This window comes from Bacillus sp. YP1 (assembly GCF_000877815.1).
Lineage (GTDB): Bacteria > Bacillota > Bacilli > Bacillales > Bacillaceae > Bacillus > Bacillus subtilis.
The window spans coordinates 3,845,073-3,863,773 of the sequence record NZ_CP010014.1 but is presented as its reverse complement, the minus strand read 5'-3'; the positions used below and the strand labels follow the sequence as shown (position 1 = coordinate 3,863,773).

Annotated in this window: 12 protein-coding genes and 3 rRNA genes; 5 read left to right on the top strand and 10 right to left on the bottom strand. The window is 44.8% G+C overall.

Annotated features, from left to right (window positions below; translation table 11 throughout):
- Window positions 1-30: 30 nt before the first annotated feature.
- The 10 genes from rrf to dnaA all read right to left on the bottom strand — a co-directional run bounded on the left by rrf (window position 31) and on the right by dnaA (window position 14,188).
- Window positions 31-146, bottom strand: a 5S ribosomal RNA gene (gene rrf / locus QF06_RS19015).
- A 55-nt stretch (window positions 147-201) separates the two neighbouring features.
- Window positions 202-3,129, bottom strand: a 23S ribosomal RNA gene (locus QF06_RS19010).
- 170 nt (window positions 3,130-3,299) lie between these two features.
- Window positions 3,300-4,849 (bottom strand): 16S ribosomal RNA (locus tag QF06_RS19005).
- The 16S, 23S and 5S rRNA genes sit together here, the layout of an rRNA operon.
- A gap of 288 nt (window positions 4,850-5,137) precedes the next feature.
- Window positions 5,138-7,603 carry a DNA topoisomerase (ATP-hydrolyzing) subunit A gene (gene gyrA / locus QF06_RS19000; RefSeq protein ID WP_038828068.1) on the bottom strand — a complete coding sequence of 822 codons (2,466 nt, stop codon included), beginning with the start codon at window positions 7,601-7,603 and terminating at the stop codon, window positions 5,138-5,140.
- A 210-nt stretch (window positions 7,604-7,813) separates the two neighbouring features.
- The gene (gyrB, locus tag QF06_RS18995; protein ID WP_003226808.1) at window positions 7,814-9,730 is read right to left on the bottom strand and encodes a DNA topoisomerase (ATP-hydrolyzing) subunit B; all 1,917 of its coding nucleotides are present in this window, start codon (window positions 9,728-9,730) and stop codon (window positions 7,814-7,816) included.
- Between the two features lie 54 nt (window positions 9,731-9,784).
- Entirely contained in the window at window positions 9,785-10,030 is a 246-nt protein-coding gene (remB, locus tag QF06_RS18990; protein WP_003219266.1) for an extracellular matrix regulator RemB, read from the bottom strand.
- Between the two features lie 17 nt (window positions 10,031-10,047).
- Window positions 10,048-11,160, bottom strand: coding sequence for a DNA replication/repair protein RecF (gene recF / locus QF06_RS18985; protein WP_003243515.1), 1,113 nt, complete (start codon window positions 11,158-11,160; stop codon window positions 10,048-10,050).
- 15 nt (window positions 11,161-11,175) lie between these two features.
- Window positions 11,176-11,391 (bottom strand): ribosome maturation protein RlbA, encoded by a 216-nt coding sequence (rlbA, locus tag QF06_RS18980; RefSeq protein WP_003226810.1) that lies wholly within the window; start codon window positions 11,389-11,391, stop codon window positions 11,176-11,178.
- Between the two features lie 130 nt (window positions 11,392-11,521).
- Window positions 11,522-12,658, bottom strand: a complete 1,137-nt coding sequence (gene dnaN, locus QF06_RS18975; protein ID WP_003226811.1) for a DNA polymerase III subunit beta — start codon at window positions 12,656-12,658, stop codon at window positions 11,522-11,524.
- Window positions 12,659-12,847: 189 nt separating this feature from the next.
- Window positions 12,848-14,188, bottom strand: coding sequence for a chromosomal replication initiator protein DnaA (gene dnaA / locus QF06_RS18970; protein ID WP_003242674.1), 1,341 nt, complete (start codon window positions 14,186-14,188; stop codon window positions 12,848-12,850).
- A gap of 626 nt (window positions 14,189-14,814) precedes the next feature.
- On the opposite strand from dnaA, the gene rpmH reads away from it, so the two are divergent.
- The 5 genes from rpmH (at window position 14,815) to mnmE (ending at window position 18,693) form a co-directional block, all read left to right on the top strand.
- Window positions 14,815-14,949: a 50S ribosomal protein L34 gene (rpmH, locus tag QF06_RS18965; RefSeq protein WP_003178075.1), complete on the top strand. Its 135-nt coding sequence runs from the start codon at window positions 14,815-14,817 to the stop codon at window positions 14,947-14,949.
- Window positions 14,950-15,100: 151 nt separating this feature from the next.
- Window positions 15,101-15,451 carry a ribonuclease P protein component gene (gene rnpA / locus QF06_RS18960; protein WP_003242628.1) on the top strand — a complete coding sequence of 117 codons (351 nt, stop codon included), beginning with the start codon at window positions 15,101-15,103 and terminating at the stop codon, window positions 15,449-15,451.
- A 144-nt stretch (window positions 15,452-15,595) separates the two neighbouring features.
- A complete protein-coding gene (spoIIIJ, locus tag QF06_RS18955; RefSeq protein WP_010886648.1) occupies window positions 15,596-16,381 on the top strand; it encodes a YidC family membrane integrase SpoIIIJ in 786 nt (261 codons plus the stop codon).
- Complete coding sequence (gene jag, locus QF06_RS18950) at window positions 16,378-17,004, top strand: RNA-binding cell elongation regulator Jag/EloR (RefSeq protein ID WP_043940259.1); 627 nt, start codon at window positions 16,378-16,380, stop codon at window positions 17,002-17,004. The genes spoIIIJ and jag overlap by 4 nt, the downstream gene beginning before the upstream one ends.
- Window positions 17,005-17,313: 309 nt before the next feature.
- The gene (gene mnmE / locus QF06_RS18945) at window positions 17,314-18,693 is read left to right on the top strand and encodes a tRNA uridine-5-carboxymethylaminomethyl(34) synthesis GTPase MnmE (protein WP_029318519.1); all 1,380 of its coding nucleotides are present in this window, start codon (window positions 17,314-17,316) and stop codon (window positions 18,691-18,693) included.
- Window positions 18,694-18,701 lie beyond the last annotated feature (8 nt).

The following is an 18,701-nucleotide window of genomic DNA, read 5'->3' as shown; positions in this document are numbered from 1 at the left end:
AACCCAGCTCATTGAGCTGGGTTTAAGCTTGCTTGGCGGCGTCCTACTCTCACAGGGGGAAACCCCCGACTACCATCGGCGCTGAAGAGCTTAACTTCCGTGTTCGGTATGGGAACGGGTGTGACCTCTTCGCTATCGCCACCAAACAAATTGAGAGTGTTCTCTCAAAACTAGATAACAGGTGTGACATCATTCAAAAATATGGTTAAGTCCTCGATCGATTAGTATCTGTCAGCTCCATGTGTCGCCACACTTCCACCTCAGACCTATCAACCTGATCATCTTTCAGGGATCTTACTTCCTTGCGGAATGGGAAATCTCATCTTGAGGGGGGCTTCATGCTTAGATGCTTTCAGCACTTATCCCGTCCGCACATAGCTACCCAGCGATGCCCTTGGCAGAACAACTGGTACACCAGCGGTGCGTCCATCCCGGTCCTCTCGTACTAAGGACAGCTCCTCTCAAATTTCCTGCGCCCGCGACGGATAGGGACCGAACTGTCTCACGACGTTCTGAACCCAGCTCGCGTACCGCTTTAATGGGCGAACAGCCCAACCCTTGGGACCGACTACAGCCCCAGGATGCGATGAGCCGACATCGAGGTGCCAAACCTCCCCGTCGATGTGGACTCTTGGGGGAGATAAGCCTGTTATCCCCGGGGTAGCTTTTATCCGTTGAGCGATGGCCCTTCCATGCGGAACCACCGGATCACTAAGCCCGACTTTCGTCCCTGCTCGACTTGTAGGTCTCGCAGTCAAGCTCCCTTGTGCCTTTACACTCTGCGAATGATTTCCAACCATTCTGAGGGAACCTTTGGGCGCCTCCGTTACCTTTTAGGAGGCGACCGCCCCAGTCAAACTGCCCACCTGACACTGTCTCCCCGCCCGATAAGGGCGGCGGGTTAGAAGGTCAATACAGCCAGGGTAGTATCCCACCGATGCCTCCACCGAAGCTGGCGCTCCGGTTTCCAAGGCTCCTACCTATCCTGTACAAGCTGTACCAACATTCAATATCAGGCTGCAGTAAAGCTCCACGGGGTCTTTCCGTCCTGTCGCGGGTAACCTGCATCTTCACAGGTACTATAATTTCACCGAGTCTCTCGTTGAGACAGTGCCCAGATCGTTGCGCCTTTCGTGCGGGTCGGAACTTACCCGACAAGGAATTTCGCTACCTTAGGACCGTTATAGTTACGGCCGCCGTTTACTGGGGCTTCAATTCGCACCTTCGCTTACGCTAAGCGCTCCTCTTAACCTTCCAGCACCGGGCAGGCGTCAGCCCCTATACTTCGCCTTACGGCTTCGCAGAGACCTGTGTTTTTGCTAAACAGTCGCCTGGGCCTATTCACTGCGGCTCTCTCGGGCTTGCACCCTAACAGAGCACCCCTTCTCCCGAAGTTACGGGGTCATTTTGCCGAGTTCCTTAACGAGAGTTCTCTCGATCACCTTAGGATTCTCTCCTCGCCTACCTGTGTCGGTTTGCGGTACGGGCACCTCTCACCTCGCTAGAGGCTTTTCTTGGCAGTGTGGAATCAGGAACTTCGCTACTATATTTCGCTCGCCATCACAGCTCAGCCTTATGGGAAACGGATTTGCCTATTTCCCAGCCTAACTGCTTGGACGCGGATATCCAATACCGCGCTTACCCTATCCTCCTGCGTCCCCCCATTGCTCAAATGGTGAGGAGGTGGTACAGGAATATCAACCTGTTGTCCATCGCCTACGCCTTTCGGCCTCGGCTTAGGTCCCGACTAACCCTGAGCGGACGAGCCTTCCTCAGGAAACCTTAGGCATTCGGTGGAGGGGATTCTCACCCCTCTTTCGCTACTCATACCGGCATTCTCACTTCTAAGCGCTCCACCAGTCCTTCCGGTCTGGCTTCACAGCCCTTAGAACGCTCTCCTACCACTGTTCGAAGAACAGTCCGCAGCTTCGGTGATACGTTTAGCCCCGGTACATTTTCGGCGCAGAGTCACTCGACCAGTGAGCTATTACGCACTCTTTAAATGGTGGCTGCTTCTAAGCCAACATCCTGGTTGTCTAAGCAACTCCACATCCTTTTCCACTTAACGTATACTTTGGGACCTTAGCTGGCGGTCTGGGCTGTTTCCCTTTCGACTACGGATCTTATCACTCGCAGTCTGACTCCCAAGGATAAGTCATTGGCATTCGGAGTTTGACTGAATTCGGTAACCCGGTAGGGGCCCCTAGTCCAATCAGTGCTCTACCTCCAAGACTCTTACCTTGAGGCTAGCCCTAAAGCTATTTCGGAGAGAACCAGCTATCTCCAGGTTCGATTGGCATTTCACCCCTACCCACACCTCATCCCCGCACTTTTCAACGTGCGTGGGTTCGGGCCTCCATTCAGTGTTACCTGAACTTCACCCTGGACATGGGTAGATCACCTGGTTTCGGGTCTACGACCACGTACTCATGCGCCCTATTCAGACTCGCTTTCGCTGCGGCTCCGCATCTTCTGCTTAACCTTGCACGGGATCGTAACTCGCCGGTTCATTCTACAAAAGGCACGCCATCACCCGTTAACGGGCTCTGACTACTTGTAGGCACACGGTTTCAGGATCTCTTTCACTCCCCTTCCGGGGTGCTTTTCACCTTTCCCTCACGGTACTGGTTCACTATCGGTCACTAGGGAGTATTTAGCCTTGGGAGATGGTCCTCCCGGATTCCGACGGAATTTCACGTGTTCCGCCGTACTCAGGATCCACTCAGGAGAGAACGAAGTTTTGACTACAGGGCTGTTACCTCCTATGGCGGGCCTTTCCAGACCTCTTCATCTACCTCGTTCCTTTGTAACTCCGTACAGAGTGTCCTACAACCCCAAGAGGCAAGCCTCTTGGTTTGGGCTAATCCCGTTTCGCTCGCCGCTACTCAGGGAATCGCATTTGCTTTCTCTTCCTCCGGGTACTTAGATGTTTCAGTTCCCCGGGTCTGCCTTCTCATATCCTATGAATTCAGATATGGATACCACTCCATTACGAGTGGTGGGTTTCCCCATTCGGAAATCTCCGGATCAAAGCTTGCTTACAGCTCCCCGAAGCATATCGGTGTTCGTCCCGTCCTTCATCGGCTCCTAGTGCCAAGGCATCCACCGTGCGCCCTTTCTAACTTAACCGTTAAAAAGAATCACTATGTGATATCTTGTATTACTAATTGAATGTGATGTCTACTGTTATCTAGTTTTCAAAGAACACGTTTCGAAGGAATGATCCTTCAAAACTAAACAAGACAGGGAACGTTCTGTTTATAAGACCCAAGGTCTTATATTCCGTATAATATCCTTAGAAAGGAGGTGATCCAGCCGCACCTTCCGATACGGCTACCTTGTTACGACTTCACCCCAATCATCTGTCCCACCTTCGGCGGCTGGCTCCTAAAAGGTTACCTCACCGACTTCGGGTGTTACAAACTCTCGTGGTGTGACGGGCGGTGTGTACAAGGCCCGGGAACGTATTCACCGCGGCATGCTGATCCGCGATTACTAGCGATTCCAGCTTCACGCAGTCGAGTTGCAGACTGCGATCCGAACTGAGAACAGATTTGTGGGATTGGCTTAACCTCGCGGTTTCGCTGCCCTTTGTTCTGTCCATTGTAGCACGTGTGTAGCCCAGGTCATAAGGGGCATGATGATTTGACGTCATCCCCACCTTCCTCCGGTTTGTCACCGGCAGTCACCTTAGAGTGCCCAACTGAATGCTGGCAACTAAGATCAAGGGTTGCGCTCGTTGCGGGACTTAACCCAACATCTCACGACACGAGCTGACGACAACCATGCACCACCTGTCACTCTGCCCCCGAAGGGGACGTCCTATCTCTAGGATTGTCAGAGGATGTCAAGACCTGGTAAGGTTCTTCGCGTTGCTTCGAATTAAACCACATGCTCCACCGCTTGTGCGGGCCCCCGTCAATTCCTTTGAGTTTCAGTCTTGCGACCGTACTCCCCAGGCGGAGTGCTTAATGCGTTAGCTGCAGCACTAAGGGGCGGAAACCCCCTAACACTTAGCACTCATCGTTTACGGCGTGGACTACCAGGGTATCTAATCCTGTTCGCTCCCCACGCTTTCGCTCCTCAGCGTCAGTTACAGACCAGAGAGTCGCCTTCGCCACTGGTGTTCCTCCACATCTCTACGCATTTCACCGCTACACGTGGAATTCCACTCTCCTCTTCTGCACTCAAGTTCCCCAGTTTCCAATGACCCTCCCCGGTTGAGCCGGGGGCTTTCACATCAGACTTAAGAAACCGCCTGCGAGCCCTTTACGCCCAATAATTCCGGACAACGCTTGCCACCTACGTATTACCGCGGCTGCTGGCACGTAGTTAGCCGTGGCTTTCTGGTTAGGTACCGTCAAGGTACCGCCCTATTCGAACGGTACTTGTTCTTCCCTAACAACAGAGCTTTACGATCCGAAAACCTTCATCACTCACGCGGCGTTGCTCCGTCAGACTTTCGTCCATTGCGGAAGATTCCCTACTGCTGCCTCCCGTAGGAGTCTGGGCCGTGTCTCAGTCCCAGTGTGGCCGATCACCCTCTCAGGTCGGCTACGCATCGTCGCCTTGGTGAGCCGTTACCTCACCAACTAGCTAATGCGCCGCGGGTCCATCTGTAAGTGGTAGCCGAAGCCACCTTTTATGTTTGAACCATGCGGTTCAAACAACCATCCGGTATTAGCCCCGGTTTCCCGGAGTTATCCCAGTCTTACAGGCAGGTTACCCACGTGTTACTCACCCGTCCGCCGCTAACATCAGGGAGCAAGCTCCCATCTGTCCGCTCGACTTGCATGTATTAGGCACGCCGCCAGCGTTCGTCCTGAGCCAGGATCAAACTCTCCGATAAAGTAGTTTGACTGACTACGCACATCGCTGTGCGATTTTTAAAAACTGAATTAACAGGTACGTTTTGTCTTGTTTAGTTTTCAATGAACTTTGTGTGCTTCTCTCGAAGCGACTACTTAATAGTAACATTTTTAGTTAACTAGGTCAATACTTTTTTAAAAAAGTTTTTAATAGTCATAATGGTCATGCTTGTGTCTTTAAAAAGACAACAGAAATGATTATACCATAATTTTTATGACTGTAAAGGGTTATGACAAAAAAAGCACAGCTATTTCAGCTGCGCTTTTTTTCACACTTCTTCTTGTTCTTCTTCATTCTCATCTTCTTCGTTTTTCTCTACTAAAGCTACTGTAGCAACATGCTCTTCTTCTGCCATTCTGATGAGACGCACACCTTGAGTGACACGTCCGGTGATGGAGATATCATTGATGTCCATTCTGATGAGTACGCCGCTAGCTGTAATAATCATTAAGTCCTCTTCACCTTTAGTAGCTTTCACTGCTACTAGTTGGCCGTTGTTCTCGGTGATTTTCGCTGTTTTGAGTCCTTTTCCGCCCCGGCTTTGGGTTCTGTACTCTTCAGCAGGAGTTCGTTTTCCGTACCCTTTTTCAGTTACGATAAGGACGTGTGATTCTTCCTCTAAAATCTCCATGCCGACAACAACGTCGTCATCCGTCAGGGTGATGCCTTTTACGCCTGCCGCAGTTCTTCCCATCTCTCGGACATCTGTTTCAGGGAAACGGATCAGTAAACCGTTTTTCGTTCCAATGATGATTTGTTTTGTGCCGTCAGTCAGACGTACACCCATCAGTTCATCATCTTCACGAAGACTCAGAGCAATTAGACCATTGTTGCGGATATTAGCGAATTGAGATAGCGATGTTCGTTTTGAAACCCCATGCTTTGTAGTGAAGAAAAGGTAAAGCTCCGCATTGAATTCCGTGACTGGAATAATCGCGTTGATCCACTCACCCTTTTCTACCTCCAGCAGGTTAATAATCGGGATTCCTTTTGCCGTTCTGCCGTATTCAGGGATTTCATACCCTTTTGCACGATACACTTTCCCCTTGTTCGAGAAGAAGAGAATCGTGTCATGAGTTGACGTAGAGATCAAATGTTCAACGAAATCATCTTCGTTTGTTCCCATACCTTGTACACCTTTTCCGCCCCGTTTTTGACTGCGGTAAGTTGATGCAGGAAGACGTTTGACGTATCCGTTGTGCGTCAGAGTAACTACGATATTTTCTCTCTCGATGAGATCTTCATCTTCAATTGTCTCCAGTCCAGAAGTGACGATCTCAGTACGTCTTTCATCGTTAAAACGCTCTTTGATTTCCGTGAGTTCTTCACGAATGATCTCAAGCACTTTATATTCATTTGCCAAGATGTCTTTTAGCTCTGCAATTAATTTAACAAGAGATTGGTATTCTTCTTCGATCTTTTCACGTTCCAGTCCCGTTAAACGCTGGAGCCTCATGTCAAGGATCGCTTGTGCTTGCTTCTCTGTCAGTGAGAATTGTTCAATTAAACCTGTTCTCGCAATTTCAGCCGTTTGAGAATTACGGATAAGGGAGATAACTGCATCGAGATGATCCAGTGCAACTCTCAATCCTTCCAAGATATGAGCTCTCGCTTCTGCTTTACGCAATTCATAAGCAGTACGGCGTCTAATGACAACTTTTTGATGGTCAAGGTAATGCTCCAGGCATTGCTTAAGAGTTAAAACTTTCGGCTGGCCATCAACAAGTGCAAGCAGGTTGATGCCAAAAGATGTTTGTAGAGCAGTTTGTTTGTACAGATTGTTTAAGATGACATTTGCATTGGCATCGCGTCTGATTTCAATGACAATTCTCATACCTGTACGATCTGACTCATCACGCAGATCTGTGATACCCTCTATCTTTTTGTCCCTTACGAGATCAGCAATTTTCTCAATTAATTTCGCCTTATTTACTTGGTAAGGTAACTCTGTAACGATAATTCTTTCTTTACCCGAAGATGTTTGTTCGATCTCAGCTTTTGCCCGGATCGTGATAGAGCCTCGGCCTGATTCGTATGCTTTCCGGATACCGCTGCGTCCCAAGATTTGACCCGCGGTCGGGAAATCAGGCCCTGGAATGACTTCCATAAGCTCTGGAATGGTAACGTCCGGATTCTCACTAACAGCAAGTACACCGTCAATGATTTCTCCCAGCTGGTGCGGAGGAATGTTTGTTGCCATACCTACCGCAATGCCGGCAGCACCGTTCACGAGCAGATTCGGGAACCTTGAAGGCATAACGACAGGTTCTCTTTCTGACCCGTCATAGTTATCCTGGTAATCGATTGTGTCTTTTGTGATGTCGCGAAGAATCTCCATTGAGATTTTAGACATTCGTGCTTCTGTATAACGCATGGCCGCCGCTGAGTCTCCGTCAACAGAACCGAAGTTTCCATGACCGTCAACGAGCATATAACGGTAGTTGAAATCCTGAGCCATTCTGACCATGGATTCATATACCGCTGAATCACCGTGCGGGTGGTATTTCCCGATAACTTCTCCAACGATACGCGCGGATTTTTTATAAGGCTTGTCACTTGTCATGCCTAAATCATTCATTGCATACAAAATCCGTCTATGAACCGGTTTTAAACCGTCTCGAACATCCGGAAGAGCACGGGACACGATAACGCTCATTGCATAATCCAAGAAGGACGTACGCATTTCCTGACTGATATTTATTTCACGAACTTGTGGTGTGTTTTGTTCACTCATTAAAAAACCTCCCTGAAGTATCACATGAAATATGTGGGAGTAGATTGTCCATTATGACCTTCAATACGATTTCACTATTCTCCATTATATCAATAAACTTATGATTATACACATTAAATTGCTAGAATATATAGGTATTGCAAGCATTGCTGCATCTGATCTTGTTCAGAAAAAAGCCTTATTTCTTATTGGAAATAAGGCTTTTTATGATTAGATGTCAAGATTTTTAACGTATCTCGCATTCGCTTCTATGAAGTTTCGGCGCGGTTCTACCTTGTCGCCCATAAGCATTTCAAAAGTCTCGTCCGCATCCATTGCATCTTCAAGAGTTACCTGAAGAAGTGTTCTGGAACTAGGATCCATGGTTGTCTCCCATAGCTGGGTGGCATTCATTTCACCAAGACCTTTGTAACGCTGCAGTCCAGGCTTAGGCGTTTGAGGAAGAGTTTTTAACAGCTCTTCCAGCTCCTTGTCATTGTACGCATATTCAACGCGTTTCCCCTGTTGAACCTTGTAGAGCGGCGGCTGCGCAATGTACACGTAGCCATTTTCGATAATTTGGCGCATATATCTGTAAAAGAACGTTAACAGCAGTGTTCTGATGTGCGCGCCGTCAACATCGGCATCTGTCATAATGACAACTTTGTGGTAACGGGCTTTCTCAAGGTTGAAGTCTTCCCCAATACCTGTGCCGAGCGCTGTGATCATAGAGCGAACTTCGTTGTTAGAAAGGATTTTATCCAGTCTGGCCTTTTCAACGTTTAGGATTTTACCTCTAAGCGGCAAAATGGCTTGGAAATGTCTGTCGCGTCCTTGTTTAGCAGATCCTCCGGCAGAGTCACCCTCTACGATATATAACTCGGAGATGCTCGGATCTTTTGAAGAGCAGTCCGCTAACTTACCGGGCAAGTTGGAAATTTCCAAAGCACTCTTACGACGTGTTAGTTCACGGGCTTTTTTCGCAGCCATTCTTGCTCTTGCCGCCATTAAGCCTTTATCGACAATTTTTTTGGCTGCATCTGGATTTTCCAGCATAAATGTTTCCATCGCCGTAGAAAATAACGTATCGGTGATCGTCCGTGCTTCTGAGTTGCCCAGCTTTGTTTTCGTTTGGCCCTCAAACTGCGGATCAGGGTGTTTGATTGAAATAATCGCTGTCAGCCCTTCCCTTACGTCATCTCCGCTTAGGTTTGGATCATTTTCTTTAATAAGCCCTTTTTTTCTGGCGTAATCGTTGATAACACGAGTCAGGCCCGTTTTGAAGCCAGCTTCATGGGTACCGCCTTCGTACGTGTTAATGTTGTTTGTAAACGAGTAAATGTTGCTTGTGTAGCTGTCATTGTATTGCAAAGCCACTTCAACCGTAATGCCGTCCTTTTCGCCTTCAATGTAAATCGGCTCTTCATGGACAACCTCTTTAGAGCGGTTTAAATACTCTACATAACTTTTAATTCCGCCTTCGTAATGGTATTCATTTTTGCGCTCTTGTCCTTCACGTTTATCTTCAATCGTGATGTTTACGCCCTTTGTTAAAAAGGCTAATTCACGCACGCGGTTGGCAAGCAGATCGTAATCATACTCGGTTGTTTCTGAGAAAATTTCAGGGTCCGGGACAAAATGTGTCGTCGTTCCTGTATGATCCGTTTCGCCAATGATTTCAAGGTCTGTAACCGGAACTCCGCGTTTATAGGTTTGGCGGTGAATTTTACCGTCACGGTGAACCGTCACATCAAGCTCTGTTGATAGTGCGTTTACGACCGACGCACCTACACCGTGTAATCCTCCGGATACTTTATAGCCGCTTCCGTCAAATTTTCCTCCGGCATGAAGCACCGTCATAATGACTTCTACCGCAGGACGGCCCATTTTTTCATGAATACCGACTGGAATACCGCGGCCATTATCTACAACCGTGATACTGTTGTCTTTTTCGATTTGGATATTGATATCCGTGCAATAACCGGCGAGGGCTTCGTCAATACTATTGTCGACAATTTCCCATACCAGGTGGTGAAGGCCTTTACTGTTTGTCGAACCGATATACATCCCCGGTCTTTTACGAACAGCTTCCAATCCTTCTAGTACCTGTATCTGATTTTCATCATAACTGTTTTGCTGCTGTTCCATAGCCACGTCATTCACCTACACTTTTCTAAACGATATATTCGTGATAAAAAATTTCTAAGAATCTATTTCAAACATAAATTGCGCACGTTTTTTTAATGTGCTGGAAGATAAGGGAGAGTAATATATATTCTGAACCGTGACTACGATAGATTTGGGCGTGCCGTTTACGGAAGGCACCACCTTGTGTTTCTGTTTTTTCAGAAATTCTTCAACAATAGGCGACATGTTGGCTTTAAAGTCAAAAATGCCGACAATATCTCGTGTTGAAACCACAAAGTCATCACCTAAATGAATATACAATTGCTCACCTCATTTCTTCACTTCACTAACGCACCATTTTGCACACGGAACATTCCTGCTTGACGTAAGGTTTCGTGATCAATGCCATCAACGCTTGTCGTTGTGACAAACGTTTGTACACGGCCTTGGATCGTATGAAGCAAGTGTGACTGGCGATAATCATCCAGTTCACTCAGTACATCATCCAATAGTAAAATGGGATATTCTCCGATTTCTTCATGGATCAGGTCAATCTCCGCCAGCTTAAGGGACAACGCCGTCGTTCGCTGCTGTCCTTGAGAACCATACGTCTGCACATCGCGTCCGTTCACATAGAAAAGAACATCATCGCGATGAGGCCCTGACAGCGTCACACCACGCTCAATTTCTTTTTCTCTTAATTTAGAAAACGCTTCTTGATAGCTATCTCCTATTTTCGACAAATCTAGGGGATCTGATACATCAAGAGCTGTATGGTATTTCAGCGTCAGTTCTTCAAGCCCTCTTGAGATGCCTGCATGGATGGGCTGCGCCCATTTCTCGAGCTGTGCTGTAAACTGCAGGCGTTTTACGACGACTTTTGCTGCAACTTCTACAAGCTGATCGGTCAGAACATCGAGCATCGTCCGGTCAGTTTGTTTTCTTGTTTGCAGCTGTTTCAAAAAATGATTCCGCTGGGAAAGGATTTTCTGGTAAAGAGAAAGATCATGAAGGTAGACGGGAGAAACCTGTCCGATTTCCATGTCAAGAAACCGCCTTCTCACTTGAGGGCTTCCCTTTACAAGATTTAAATCTTCCGGCGCGAACATAATGGTGTTGAGGGCCCCGACATACTGGCTGAGCTTTTGCTGTTCAATATGATTGACCTTGCCCTTTTTACCCTTTTTGGAGATGACGAGCTGCATCGGGATCGCCCCGTTTTGCTTCATCACTCTTCCCTCTATTTTAGCATAGTCTTTGTCCCACCGTATAAGTTCTTTGTCATTTGATGTCCGGTGCGATTTCGCCATGGACAAGACATAGATCGCCTCCATGAGGTTTGTCTTCCCCTGGGCGTTTTCTCCGATGATCACATTTACTTTATTTTCAAATTGAAGTTCAGCATGGTCGTAGTTGCGGTAAGATGTCAGTTCTAAGTTCTGGATATACAATCAGTGTCACCCGCTTTAATTGACGACTTGAAATGAACCAAATCCTTCAATCTCTACCACATCTCCAACATACAGCTTTCTGCCCCGGCGGTTGTCCGGCTCATCGTTCACAAGCACTTCATGCTCGCTTAAAAACCACTTCGCCATACCGCCAGACTGAATCACATCGGCTAATTTTAAGAATTGTCCGAGTGTAATCATCTCTGTATCAATTGAAATCGGATTTGCCATTATATCGACCTCTTTCAAATATCACTAATATCTAATTGTACTAAAAAAAAACGAATTAGGGAAAGGGAAAACTTGTCGGAGCAGATACCGAATAGAAAAGCTGCCGACGAGTCGGCAGCAGTGTATCGGATTAATAGGTTCTGACAGGAAGGATAAGCTGTACAATCGTTTCATCATTCGGCGTGCGAATTAAGAAAGGTCTCATTGCGCCTGTAAAGCTTACGCGTATTTCTGCTCCTTCAAGCACCTTTAGTGCATCCAGCATATATTTTGGACTAAAAGAGATATTTAATTCCTCACCTTCAATTTGATCCGCAGCAATTGCTTCCACAACTTTACCGATTTCCGGTGAGTTGGAAGAAATTTCAATGGATTCAGCCGGTTTTGCAGACAGTTTTACAACGTTGTTGCGTCCCTCTCTAGCTAAAAGAGATGCACGATCAATGGCCTGAAGGAATTCTTTTGTGTTCACAATGATTTCTGTTTTGCTGTCTTGCGGAATCAGGCTGGTTGTGTCTGGATAATTCCCGTCCAGAAGCCGTGAGAAGAACAAGACGTTTTTCGCTTTAAACAGAACTTGGGTTTCTGTGATGACGATATCTACAAGTTCCTGGTTGTCATCTAAAATCTTGCTAAGTTCAGTTAAACTTTTTCCCGGAATCACGACGTTATAAGATCTGTCTTCTGGAATATCAAGTTTCGCCTTTCTTAATGCAAGACGGTGGCTATCCGTTGCAGTGCATAATAATTCACTTTGCTCCACTTTCCAGTTTACACCTGTCAAGATAGGGCGTGTTTCTGAGGTGGACACTGCAAATACTGTTTGTCTGATTAGATTTTTTAACAAATCAGTTGGGATCTGAATCGCATGATGCTCTTCAATCTGCGGCAAGTGCGGATACTCATCAGCATCCAGTCCGTTTAGATTAAATTCAGCTTTACCAGAACGGATAATCGTCAAATACTGATTTTGGACTTCGATTTCTACAGTTGCCATCGGCAATTTTTTTACAATTTCACTAAAAAAGCGAGCCTGTAAAACGATGCTTCCGGGCTGTTCAATAGTGACGATTTCTTTATCTCCTTCTTCTTTTGGAATGAAGGATTCAATAGAAATATCTGAGTCACTCCCTGTAAAGGATACTCCATCATCTGATGCAACAATTTTAATACCAGTCAGAATGGGAATCGTGGTTCTGGATGAAACTGCTTTTAATACATCTTGGACACTTTCAACAAGACGATCTTTTTGAATCGTGAATTTCATTTTTATCCTCCTAACGGATAATGTATTAATATATATATATATTTATAAAAAATAGTAGAAGTAATAGTAGGGCCTGTGGATTTGTGGATAAGTTGTGAAAAAGACAGGAAACACAGCCTATCCACATGTGGACAGACTGTGTATGACTTCCGAAAAGTTATTCACACTTTCCCCGATTCCCCGGTCCTGCTATTTAAGCTGTTCTTTAATTTCTTTTACATGCTGCTGAAGCTGTTCATCATCTGCCAGCAGTTTTGAAATTTTTTCATGCGCATGAATAACGGTCGTATGATCACGTCCTCCAAACTCTTCACCGATTTTAGGAAGAGAGGAATCAGTCATTTCCCTTGATAAGTACATGGCGATTTGACGCGGAAAAGCTACTGACTTTGTCCGTTTTTTTGCTTTGAAATCCTCGAGTTTAATATTAAATTGCTGGCCTACTACCCTCTGAATTTCCTTTATCGTAATGACTTTCGGTTTTGAGGAAGGAATAATATCTTTCAACGCCTCAGCGGCCAGATCAGCATTAATATCTTTATTAATTAAAGATGAATAAGCGACAACTCTGATTAATGCTCCTTCGAGTTCCCGAATATTGCTGTCGATTTGATTCGCGATGTAAAGCATAACCTCGTTCGGAATATCGAGGCCTTCTGCTTTGGCTTTTTTTCTTAAAATTGCAATTCTCGTTTCTAGATCAGGCGGTGTGATATCTGTAATAAGTCCCCATTCAAAACGTGAGCGCAATCTGTCCTCAAGTGTCGGAATTTCCTTTGGCGGTCGGTCACTTGAAATGACGATTTGTTTGCTTTCTTCGTGCAATGTGTTAAATGTATGGAAAAATTCTTCCTGGGTTTGTTCTTTCCCCGCTAAAAATTGAATATCATCTATCAAAAGCACATCAACATTTCGATAGCGATTGCGGAAGTCGACGGCTTTATTATCTCGGATAGAGTTGATGAATTCGTTTGTAAATTTCTCAGAAGACAGATAAACCACTTTGGCAGAAGGATTATGATCTATTACATAATGGCCGATCGCATGCATTAAGTGCGTTTTCCCTAAGCCGACGCCCCCATAGATAAATAAAGGGTTGTAAGCTTTCGCGGGCGCTTCCGCTACTGCGAGGGAAGCAGCATGTGCAAATCGGTTTCCAGATCCGATGACAAAAGTATCAAAAGTATATTTTGGATTGAGCATATTTTGAGGAAAATCAGATGTATCTTCTTTGACCGCTTTTTTGACTTGCGGTTTCGGCATAAAGTCCTCAACATCTTGATTTTGAGGAATGACAAACTTAATGCTCAATTCTTCCCCGGTTAATTCATATATAGTATCTGCAATCAGATGCAAGTATCTGGACTCCAGCCAGTCTCTGGCAAATTCATTGGGAGCCGTGATTGTTAATGTATCGCCTTGCAGTGAGTGGGCTTTGGTTGACTTCATCCAAGTCTCAAAACTCGGTTTGCTCAACTTTTTTTCGATTTGAGCAAGGGCTTGGTTCCACAGGTCTAATATATTTTCCATCTTCCGGCACGTCCCTCCTTTTCTTAGAAAATGGCGTCTTTCTCTGTTATAGAACACAAAAAAAGAGCAAATGGCGCTTACCATTCGTACACATTAAATGTTGAAAACATATAATATAGTAGATAAATAGCTTTTCGACAAATTTCACAACTTGTGGACAACCTTCTACACAAGCTGTGTGAAATCAATCCACAACTTATCCACACTTTGTGGATAAAGAGGAAAGGTAGGATTAGTAATCAAGAGTTAAAACACAAATATAATACCAAAATAAACGAGAGCTTGCAATGGTTGTCACAATCTTATCCACAAAGCGGACAACCTGTTGAAAAAACCTTGTCCACAGGGGTTGGTAATGTGAAAATGTTGTCGATAACCTCTGTGGATACTAAAAAAAGCCGAAAAAGATATCCACATGCGTGATTTTAGGGGCAAATTGTTTGAATTTGTCTTTTTTCCGTAAAATTAAGGAATCTAAAAAATAAGGTTTCGAAAGTTGAAAAGGTATGGTATCCTATTATGGTTGCAAGAAATAAAAGCACTAGTGAAGTTGACAATGAATAGGTAACGCAAATATAATAAGTAAGACTGTCTTTAACAGCTATTCCTCGAGGGAGGTGTCATAAATGAAAAGAACATTCCAACCGAATAACCGTAAACGCAGCAAAGTTCATGGCTTCAGAAGCCGTATGAGTTCAAAAAACGGTCGTCTAGTTTTAGCACGCCGTCGCCGCAAAGGCAGAAAAGTATTATCAGCTTAGGCCACTGAATAATGTCAGTGGTCTTTTTTCACGTTATGGGAAAAGATAGATGTGATGCGTAATGAACCGGGGCATGCTTCCTGGTTCAGATGCATCTCATGTTCATAATAAATTTTAAAAGTTTCTGCCAGCCAGTATCGGAGTGAGTCATTTGAAGAAGCGAAATCGTTTAAAGAAAAATGAAGATTTTCAAAAAGTGTTTAAACATGGGACATCAGTTGCAAACCGCCAGTTTGTCTTATATACGCTTGATCAGCCTGAAAATGATGAACTGCGTGTCGGGCTTTCCGTCAGCAAAAAAATTGGCAATGCCGTGATGCGAAATCGGATCAAACGTTTGATTCGGCAGGCCTTTCTTGAAGAGAAAGAGAGACTGAAGGAAAAGGATTACATCATTATTGCCAGAAAACCGGCGAGCCAGCTGACATATGAGGAAACGAAAAAAAGTCTGCAGCATCTATTCAGAAAGTCTTCATTATATAAGAAATCTTCGTCAAAGTAGGCATCACCACTGCTTTCTTACAACTTTTAAAAGCGCTTCCTTTCTGGTTGATCAGAAAAAGACACCATTTAAAACTGAAAGATGCTAAAATACATACAAGTATGCTTTGCAATAAAAGAGTGTAAAGATTAATTATAGGAGGAAATGTTGTTGAAAAGGAGAATAGGGTTGCTATTAAGTATGGTTGGCGTATTCATGCTTTTGGCTGGATGCTCGAGTGTGAAAGAGCCGATCACTGCAGATAGTCCGCATTTCTGGGACAAGTACGTAGTATATCCATTGTCTGAGCTCATTACGTATGTAGCGAAATTGACGGGAGATAACTACGGGCTTTCAATAATTCTAGTTACCATTTTAATTCGTTTATTAATTTTACCGCTGATGATTAAGCAGCTGAGAAGTTCGAAAGCGATGCAGGCTTTACAGCCGGAAATGCAAAAGCTTAAAGAAAAATACAGCTCAAAGGATCAAAAAACGCAGCAAAAGCTTCAGCAGGAAACAATGGCTTTATTCCAAAAGCATGGTGTCAATCCATTGGCGGGATGTTTCCCGATTTTGATCCAGATGCCGATTTTAATTGGATTCTATCATGCGATCATGAGAACCCAGGCGATTTCAGAGCACAGCTTCTTATGGTTTGACTTAGGAGAAAAAGATCCTTACTATATCCTTCCTATCGTTGCCGGTGTCGCTACATTTGTTCAGCAAAAACTGATGATGGCTGGCAATGCGCAGCAAAATCCGCAAATGGCGATGATGCTTTGGATTATGCCAATTATGATTATCGTATTTGCGATCAACTTCCCGGCGGCTCTTTCTCTTTATTGGGTAGTTGGTAACTTGTTTATGATTGCGCAAACTTTCCTCATTAAAGGACCTGATATTAAAAAAAATCCTGAGCCGCAAAAAGCCGGAGGAAAGAAAAAGTGAGGAATGTGACTGCTGCAGGGCGAAATGTCGATGAAGCAGTACAGTCCGGATTGCAAGAGTTGGGATTAACGAAGGATAAGGTAGAAATTACTGTTATTGAAGAGGGAAACAAAGGGTTTCTCGGTATTTTCGGTAAAAAGCCTGCGATCGTAAAGCTGGTTGAAAAGATTGATCCGATTCAGCAAGCGAAGTTATATCTTCAAACGATTGCCGAAGCCATTGCCGGGAAGTCTGATGTGACTGTTCAAGAAAGTAAAAAGACAGTGAGATATCATATAACAGGTGAAAAGGCAGCATTGTTGATTGGGAAAAGAGGACAAAACTTAAACGCCCTTGAAACTTTGACACAGCTTGCCCTTAACCGTTATCCAGGCCAATATAAAAATGTGACGGTGGATGCAGAAAACTATCGTTTGAAAAGAAAAGAAACACTGAGCCAGCTGGCCATCAAGCTTGCTGACCAGGTTTTGAAAACGAAAAAATCCATCCAGCTTGAGCCTATGCCGTCCAGCGAAAGAAAAATTATTCACGATACTCTTTCTGGATATGCAAACCATCAGATCAAAACATATTCAATGGGTGAAGGCGAAAATCGTCATCTCGTTATTTCCCATAAAAGATAGCATAAAACCGAAGTCCGATAAAAATTGGATTTCGGTTTTTTTGTATCTGAAAAATCTACTTTTCCTAGTAATATCAAGGTTTTGCCGTTTAAGTTTTTTCTTTTTAGGTGTATCCTGTTGATAAAAAGGAAGTTCAGGAAATAAAATTAATTGTTATTCACATGTGGATAAGTTAAAGTAATAAGGGACGAATTTCTATTTCTGTGGATAACAAATCTTCCACTTCGAACCAAACTATGTTATCTTTTAGTTTTGGCATAATAAAATTTTTTTATATAGATGAAGTATAAGTAAAGAGAGGTGAACAACATGGATACAATTGCGGCAATTTCCACACCGATGGGAGAAGGCGCGATTGCGATTGTACGGTTGAGCGGACCAGAAGCCATTCAAATCGCAGATAGAATTTATAAGGGACCAAAGGGGAAAACACTCAGCTCGGTCGAATCACATACGATTCATTATGGTCATATCGTAGACAGACCTTCGGATCGTGTCGTTGAGGAAGTAATGGTATCAGTGTTAAAAGCGCCGAGAACTTTTACACGGGAAGATGTTATCGAGATAAACTGTCACGGGGGAATTGTGACTGTGAACCAAGTGCTTCAGCTCGCATTGAGAGAGGGAGCGAGACTGGCAGAGCCTGGCGAATTTACGAAACGTGCGTTTTTAAACGGGCGTATCGATCTTTCACAGGCGGAAGCGGTTATGGACTTAATTAGAGCGAAAACGGACCGGGCAATGAACGTTGCTATGAATCAAATGGAAGGGCGTCTTTCTGCTTTGGTGCGCCGTTTGCGCAGTGAGATTTTAGAAACACTGGCCCATGTTGAGGTGAATATCGATTATCCGGAGTATGATGATGTAGAGGAAATGACGCATCAGATTTTAGTCGAAAAGGCAACCGCCGTGAAAAAGGAAATTGAGGCGCTGCTGAGGACTTCTGAGCAAGGAAAAATCTTGCGTGAAGGTCTTTCTACCGTCATTATCGGCCGGCCAAACGTAGGAAAATCATCTCTTCTGAACAGCCTCGTTCATGAGGCAAAAGCCATCGTAACCGATATTCCCGGAACGACACGGGATGTGATTGAGGAATACGTGAATGTAAGGGGCGTCCCGCTTCGTCTGGTTGATACAGCAGGTATTCGTGAAACAGAGGATATTGTTGAGCGAATCGGTGTTGAACGTTCTCGCCAGGTCCTAAAGGAAGCGGACCTGATTTTACTTGTGCTTAATTATAGTGAAGAGCTTTCTGAAGAAGACGTGAAGCTTTTTGAAGCCGTTGAGGGCATGGATGTAATCGTGATTTTGAATAAGACTGACCTTGAGGCGAAGATTGACACTGAACGTGTCCGTGAGCTTGCCAATGGACGTCCAGTTGTTACGACATCTCTTTTAAAAGAGGAAGGCATCAATGATCTGGAAGAAGCGATTCAATCATTGTTCTACACGGGTGCCATTGAAAGCGGTGATCTGACTTATGTCAGCAACACACGTCACATCTCTATTTTACAGCAAGCAAAACGCGCCATTGAAGATGCGCTTAGCGGCATCGAACAGGATGTCCCGATCGACATGGTGCAAATTGACCTTACAAGATGCTGGGAGCTTTTAGGGGAAATCATTGGAGATTCTGTCCACGAAAGTTTAATTGATCAGCTCTTTTCACAATTCTGTTTAGGAAAATAATAAAAGGA

What these genes read in the sequence shown, in the direction of transcription:
- gyrA (WP_038828068.1), bottom strand. Translation starts at nt 7,603, where the DNA reads ATGAGTGAACAAAACACACCACAAGTTCGTGAAATAAATATCAGTCAG.
- gyrB (WP_003226808.1), bottom strand. Translation starts at nt 9,730, where the DNA reads ATGGAACAGCAGCAAAACAGTTATGATGAAAATCAGATACAGGTACTA.
- rlbA (WP_003226810.1), bottom strand. Translation starts at nt 11,391, where the DNA reads ATGGCAAATCCGATTTCAATTGATACAGAGATGATTACACTCGGACAA.
- dnaN (WP_003226811.1), bottom strand. Translation starts at nt 12,658, where the DNA reads ATGAAATTCACGATTCAAAAAGATCGTCTTGTTGAAAGTGTCCAAGAT.
- dnaA (WP_003242674.1), bottom strand. Translation starts at nt 14,188, where the DNA reads ATGGAAAATATATTAGACCTGTGGAACCAAGCCCTTGCTCAAATCGAA.
- rpmH (WP_003178075.1), top strand. Translation starts at nt 14,815, where the DNA reads ATGAAAAGAACATTCCAACCGAATAACCGTAAACGCAGCAAAGTTCAT.
- spoIIIJ (WP_010886648.1), top strand. Translation starts at nt 15,596, where the DNA reads ATGTTGTTGAAAAGGAGAATAGGGTTGCTATTAAGTATGGTTGGCGTA.
- mnmE (WP_029318519.1), top strand. Translation starts at nt 17,314, where the DNA reads ATGGATACAATTGCGGCAATTTCCACACCGATGGGAGAAGGCGCGATT.